The organism is Bacillus cereus group sp. Bc010, from assembly GCF_027716745.1.
In the GTDB taxonomy this organism is placed as follows: domain Bacteria; phylum Bacillota; class Bacilli; order Bacillales; family Bacillaceae_G; genus Bacillus_A; species Bacillus_A pacificus.
In genome coordinates, this window is record NZ_JAQFUY010000068.1 from 1 (window position 1) to 6,347 (window position 6,347).

A 6,347-nucleotide genomic window follows, 5' to 3' on the forward strand; every position below is an offset into this window, starting at 1 on the left:
AAGTACATTACGTGTTTTTTAGTTTGTTTGAACGAAAGTTCATTTTGTTTTCGTTCTTAAGTTGATGGGCATGGGGTCACCATACCCAAAAAAGAAAATTGTACATTTAGACAAAATTTAGACACATTTAAACTGATTCCTGTACGTTAAGGAACCGATTACTTAGTTTACTACTTTTTTTAAAGAATCAAATAGTGAAAATTTCGTGGAAATTTGCTTAACGTAAGTTTTATATCAACTATTACGTTGGAGTACAGCCAAGGTACGTGTATTATCTACTATGAAAATCAGGAATATTTAAAGTATTCTAAGAAGAAGAATTGAGTGATAAGCTACGTTAACTACTTGATATCTTAACTAAGTAAATTATGTATTTAATGTATTCAAGGTAGTGCAATGAGAAGGTATCGAATAACCTTGCTTGGATAAACCGTGTCTCTTAAGAGCTCCTTAAGGCGCGTCCGTTACCTTGAGGGCAACGAACGGTTGTAGACTTCGATGTTGCAAGGATCGTTGTCAAACAAATTGTTTACATGTATTCAATGTAAAACTCTTATTAAATTAAGGTTTTTACTCCTAAGTATAGATAACATGTATATCTCGTCTGTATCCCTTTTTGACTTGCTCTTGATTGACCAAATAAGTCAAAATACCTTTCTAAATTTCCCTCTGATATTCCCCTATTTTATCTTATTCAAACTTGCATTCCAATAACCCATTTCTCATACGCCTGTTTCTAAAATAATAATTTAAATTGGGACCTCTGAGAGATCCCAATTAATTAAAAAGTAATGTCTCCTCTTGTTACATCATTTACAATTTTTATACTAATCCCTCTAACATCTCGAAGACTTCTAAATTATTTTTTTGGTAGTTCAGGGAATAAATAATGTAATATACAGATGGTCAAACGTCTGGATTTGCCTTTATACGGATATATATGCATATACATCGATGGATTAAAGTTTGCCTCAATAATTCCATAAGCATTTTTATTAGCTGCAGGAACTTCTGTATTTTCAATAATCAAATCAATACCACTAATATTTGCTCCAAGTGCCGACACAGCATCTACGGCAATTTTCTTATAATCATCGGGAATTTGATCTGTCATATCAATTGAGTCTCCACCTGTACTGACATTAGAATTTTCTCGCAGAAAAACAATTTCATCACTTGTTGGAATAGAATCTTTTCGATACCCTTGAGCTTTAAGCATTAGGACCTCTAATTCACCTAATTGTATATTTTCTAAAGGTGTTCTATGGTCCATTCCTCTTAATGAATTCAGGTTCTTTTGAGCGACTAACTCTTCAATCGTATGTGAACCGTCTCCTATAACATTGGCTGGAATTCGTAATAAAACGGCAGAAACTTTGCCATCTAGCACAAAAAATCGATATTCTGTTCCATTAATAAATTCTTCTATTAATACTGATGAGTCCTCTTTAAATGCTATTGTGAGTGCTTTTTGATAGTCTTCGTAACTTGCTCCGTTTTCTTTAAAGATAGATATTCCTAAACCATAATTTGTTGTTTTTGGTTTAACGACAAAAGGCTTTCCTGCAAATATATCATAGGAACGTAAGGCTTTTTCTATATCACTAAATTCCTCACCTATTGGTACACGAAATCCATGCTGTTGAAGAATTTTCTTTGTTACTGTTTTATTTTCCATAATTAATGGTGATATATAACTATCTTTACTTGTCATATTCCCATTTTTCACATATTCAACATGATTTCCTAACTGTAGTTTTAAAAATTGATCTTGTCGATCTAAAACGTCTACTTGTAATCCTTGTTGAATAGCATCAAACATTAAAATTTGTGTAGACAACTCCATGTCAGTAAATCCTGATAGTTGATATGGTTTATCCCATGCTTTTTTATAATTTTCTTTAGCAATACGGGAAGCTACCTGACTTTGACTACTTTTTATAATCTCTTTATAAAGTCTTCCAGCTAAAGTCTTACTTGGATCTGTTAGCATTTCTCTCAAGTTAACAAATAAGGTATTCGAAACAGTTATGTCTAACAGCCCTGTTAAATGTTCCATCTCATCAATAATACGCTCAGCATCTGTTTTAAATTGCGTATGTTCTAACGGATGTTCAAGAGCCACTAAATTATTTTGAAAATCACCGATTTTTACCCATTCATCATTATTATCGTCTTGATCAATCCAGAGTAAATAGATGAGGAAAAGATGTAGAAATTCTGCTTGTTCATGGCTAATTCCATATGTTTCAAAAGGATTTAAATCTAGGTTTCTTAATTCAATATAACGAATCCCATGATTTTTTAAATCTGAAACTTGAGGACCGCCCCTTAAACGGACAGATGCATAAAATTCTTTTTCTTCTAATAAAACCCCTTTACTTACCAGCGAAGAAAGATCAGATATATAGTTCTGTAAACTACTATAGGATACTTGAACATCATTTTCATTACTATAACCATATTTACTATTTCTAATGCTTCTTACGGCGTCATTTAAAGGATTTATTTCAAAGAAATTCTTTTCACTACTAGGAGAAGCACCGAAGAAATAAGTTATTAACCATCGATAGTGTAAATAATTCCTTGTGACTTTCAGATAAATTTCTGTTTTAAATTGATGATAATCTTTTATTTCTGATTGTAATTCAAATAATGCCTGAATCAAATTATCGCTAAATTCAAAATTGTAATGAATACCACTAATCATTTGTTTTCGTCGACCATAAGAATTAGATAAATATCGACGATATAAAACATTTTCATGATTATTAAGTTTCGCAATAACAATATCTTCTTCTTTTTCGGGCAACTGTGGTGGCATGCTTAATGGCCAAAGCATTTCGTTATTTCCCATAGAACGATAGGCAACATCATGGATAGCTGCTAAATAATTAAATAAATCTCCTAGTGTCTCAGTAACTGGTGTGATTAATTCCATTTGTGTTTCAGAGAAATCTCGCTGAATATAAGGATGTTCATCTCTTACTGAAATACTTTTGGGATGTTCCGTTTTAGCTAAACTTCCTGATAGGTCAACTCGTTGACTTTCTTTTTCAACTCCAAAACGTGCTTTTAATAAATATGGTTTAATACGGTCATTGTTTAACATTTTTTTCATTTCCATACAAACTGTACCTCCCATCAACTCAAATATTTGATATAGAAATAGCTAAAATTATAACCATTATTTTTTTGAATTTAGCATTTGGATATTAATGGCCAAAGCATTTTATTCTTATCCACGGAAAGAGAAGGGATTTCACGAATAGCTGCTAAGTAATTAATCATGTCTTCTAATGTTTTAGTATTAGGCTGAATATATGATCTTGTATCTCTTATCGAAAACGGTTTAGACGTTTCAGTTGAACTTTCAAATAAGTCAACTTGTCGATTTTCCTTTTCAATCTCATAACGAGATTTTAATAAGGATGGTTTAACACGGTAATTAAATAACATTTTTTTAATCCACATGAACTCTTCCTCCCAATTTATTTGTTTTTACAAACTATATAATATGACAAAATATAACAATCAAAAGCACCCACATCTCTACATGCGGATACTTTTGTTACTATATTTTGCTGTAAACTTAAATACTTCATATGCCATTGGAAGTGGGTATTGTTGTAAATAAGAATCATCTTAAATACTTCATATGGAAAGAGAAATGCTCATTTAAGAAAGTGGAAATAAAGAAGTAGCTATGATCATAGCCCTCCATTTTTTTATAAGTTACCATTTGACTATTTTTTTGAGCGTTCTCTAAGAAAATATGTTCTTCCAATTGTTTCGGATAAAACTCGTCTTGACTACCTTGCATAATAAGAATTGGTGGAATAGTAGCTTCTTTAATTAATTCTGAAGCATCCCATTCTTTCCAAGAATCTTTGTCTTCACCTAAATAAGAGGTGAAAGCATTTATTCCCCATGGTACTTGACTAGGAGTTAAGATTGGAGAAAAAGCAGAAACCGCTTTGAATCTCTTAGCATTTTTCAAACCGATCACTAAAGCCCCATGTCCTCCCATTGAATGCCCCATTATGCTTTCTTCACCTGAAAAATTAGGTACTATAGTCGAAGCAATGGATGTTAATTCATCTACGATATACGAATACATTTTATAATGCTGTGCCCAAGGATCCTGGGTAGCATTTAAATAAAAACCTGCCCCTTGTCCAAGATCCCATGCTGCAACATCAGAAACGTATTCTCCACGTGGTGAAGTATCTGGCATAATCACTGCAACTTGATGTTTTTCAGCCAAACGTTGAAATCCACTTTTTTGACTAAAATTATCATCTGTACAAGTTAAACCAGATAACCACCATATAAGTGGAATTTTTTTCTTTTCTTTATTTGATGGTAAGTAGATACTAAATTTCATATCACATTGCAAGACTTCGGAATAATGGCTATACTTACGTTGCTCTCCTTCGAAAGAACGATGTTGTTCAATACATTTAAGACTCATTATCTCACTCTCCGTAAGTTAAAATCGTACGAATGGATTCACCTTTGTGTAATAAGTCAAATGCCGCATTGATGTCTTTAAATTCTAAATGATGAGTAATAAATGAATCTAAATCAATATCACCATGCATATAATCTTCGACCATTTCTGGAAGTTCAGATCTTCCTTTAACTCCACCAAAGGCTGATCCACGCCATACTCGGCCCGTTACTAATTGGAATGGACGAGTATGGATTTCTTTACCAGCACCAGCTACTCCGATAATAATACTTTCGCCCCAACCTTTATGACATGCTTCAAGAGCGGATTTCATTACTTCAACATTACCAATACATTCGAAGCTATAATCCACGCCACCATCTGTCATTTCGACTATAACTTCTTGAATTGGGCGATCATAATCTGCAGGATTCACAAAATCAGTCGCTCCCATTTTTTTAGCGAGTTCCCATTTTTGGGGATTCAGGTCAACTGCAATAATTCGGCTTGCTTTTGCTTGAACCAATCCTTGAATAGCTGCTAATCCAATCGCTCCTAAACCAAATACAGCTGTTACAGCTCCTTCTTCAACTTTTGCAGTGTTGTGTACAGCACCAATACCTGTAGTCACACCACATCCTAATAAAGCAACTTTATCTAACGGAGCGTTTTCATCGATTTTCGCTAAGTTAATCTCATTAACAACTGTATATTCACTGAATGTACTAGTTCCCATGTAATGATAAAGGGGCTCTCCATTATAAGAGAAGCGAGTTGTTCCATCAGGCATTAAACCTTTACCTTGTGTTTCTCGTACAGCACTACATAGGTTTGTTTTACCAGAACGACAGAATTTACATTCTCCACATTCAGGTGTATATAGTGGAATAACATGATCCCCAGGTTTTACTGAAGTAACTTCATCACCTACTGAAACGACAACACCAGCACCTTCATGGCCTAATACAGCAGGAAATACTCCTTCTGGGTCGTCACCTGATAATGTAAAAGCATCTGTATGACAGACAGAAGTATATAGTATTTTTACTAATACCTCTTTTGCTTTTGGCTCTTCTACATCGATTTCTACGATTTGAAGTGGCTCCCCTGGCTTAAATGCAACAGCAGCTCTACTTTTCAATTGAATCCCTACTTTCTTTTTTTATTGTTTACACCACTAAGATTACACTTTATAATTTTAATTACAATACTGACAAATTTGTCACTATAAACATTTTTTTCGCGAGAGGAAGGTCAAAAATTATGGTTATTCATTATAAGGACAAGGAATTTTTCACTGGAAAAGATTTAGCTTTATCTGTGATAGGAGGGCGTTGGAAAATAGCAATTATATGGTGTTTGTTACAACGTTCGCCATTAAGATTAAGTGAAATACAAAAAAAGCTGCCTGAAGTTAATCAACGTATGTTGATTAGACAATTAAGAGAATTAGAAGACGATAAAATAATTACTCGATGTGTATACCCCGTAGTGCCTCCTAAGGTTGAGTATGAACTTAGTGAAATTGGTCATCAACTAGAGAATGTTGTAACAGCCATCTGTGATTGGGGAGATGACTTTAGTGATTTTGTAGAAAAAGATTCGGACGAACTTAGTTGAAGAAACAAGTAAATATCGATTCATTAAAAATAGTGCGTAATTGTATGACTTAATCCATAAATTTGCATACAAAAAACCGATAACTTTGCATCGAATGCTGTAAAGTCATACGTAACGACTAGTTAAGATAATTAACGAAAATATACGCTAAGTAAATTTCGACATAAAATGAGCCGAATTTCCTACTCTAAGGGGTCCCGCCACATGCCCATCAACTTAAGAACGAAAACAAAATGAACTTTCGTTCAAACAAACTAAAAAACACGTAATGTAC

General features: G+C 33.5%; 5 protein-coding genes. 1 reads left to right on the forward strand and 4 read right to left on the reverse strand.

Annotated elements, in window-relative coordinates; genetic code table 11:
• Window positions 1-859: 859 nt before the first annotated feature.
• The 4 genes from gshAB to PDQ68_RS28070 all read right to left on the reverse strand — a co-directional run bounded on the left by gshAB (window position 860) and on the right by PDQ68_RS28070 (window position 5,594).
• Complete coding sequence (gene gshAB / locus PDQ68_RS28055) at window positions 860-3,127, reverse strand: bifunctional glutamate--cysteine ligase GshA/glutathione synthetase GshB (protein ID WP_000425291.1); 2,268 nt, start codon at window positions 3,125-3,127, stop codon at window positions 860-862.
• Between the two features lie 74 nt (window positions 3,128-3,201).
• The gene (locus tag PDQ68_RS28060) at window positions 3,202-3,474 is read right to left on the reverse strand and encodes a hypothetical protein (protein WP_000264853.1); all 273 of its coding nucleotides are present in this window, start codon (window positions 3,472-3,474) and stop codon (window positions 3,202-3,204) included.
• A gap of 166 nt (window positions 3,475-3,640) precedes the next feature.
• Complete coding sequence (fghA, locus tag PDQ68_RS28065) at window positions 3,641-4,474, reverse strand: S-formylglutathione hydrolase (protein ID WP_000053341.1); 834 nt, start codon at window positions 4,472-4,474, stop codon at window positions 3,641-3,643.
• Between the two features lie 4 nt (window positions 4,475-4,478).
• Window positions 4,479-5,594, reverse strand: a complete 1,116-nt coding sequence (locus tag PDQ68_RS28070) for an S-(hydroxymethyl)glutathione dehydrogenase/class III alcohol dehydrogenase (protein ID WP_000842153.1) — start codon at window positions 5,592-5,594, stop codon at window positions 4,479-4,481.
• A gap of 122 nt (window positions 5,595-5,716) precedes the next feature.
• Between PDQ68_RS28070 and PDQ68_RS28075 the strand changes: the two genes are divergently transcribed.
• A complete protein-coding gene (locus PDQ68_RS28075) occupies window positions 5,717-6,073 on the forward strand; it encodes a winged helix-turn-helix transcriptional regulator (protein ID WP_000234699.1) in 357 nt (118 codons plus the stop codon).
• Window positions 6,074-6,347: the final 274 nt, after the last annotated feature.

Excerpts from the sequence above, each read along its gene's own strand:
- PDQ68_RS28075 (WP_000234699.1), top strand. The coding sequence starts at position 5,717 with ATGGTTATTCATTATAAGGACAAGGAATTTTTCACTGGAAAAGATTTA.
- PDQ68_RS28060 (WP_000264853.1), bottom strand. The coding sequence starts at position 3,474 with ATGTGGATTAAAAAAATGTTATTTAATTACCGTGTTAAACCATCCTTA.
- gshAB (WP_000425291.1), bottom strand. The coding sequence starts at position 3,127 with ATGGAAATGAAAAAAATGTTAAACAATGACCGTATTAAACCATATTTA.
- fghA (WP_000053341.1), bottom strand. The coding sequence starts at position 4,474 with ATGAGTCTTAAATGTATTGAACAACATCGTTCTTTCGAAGGAGAGCAA.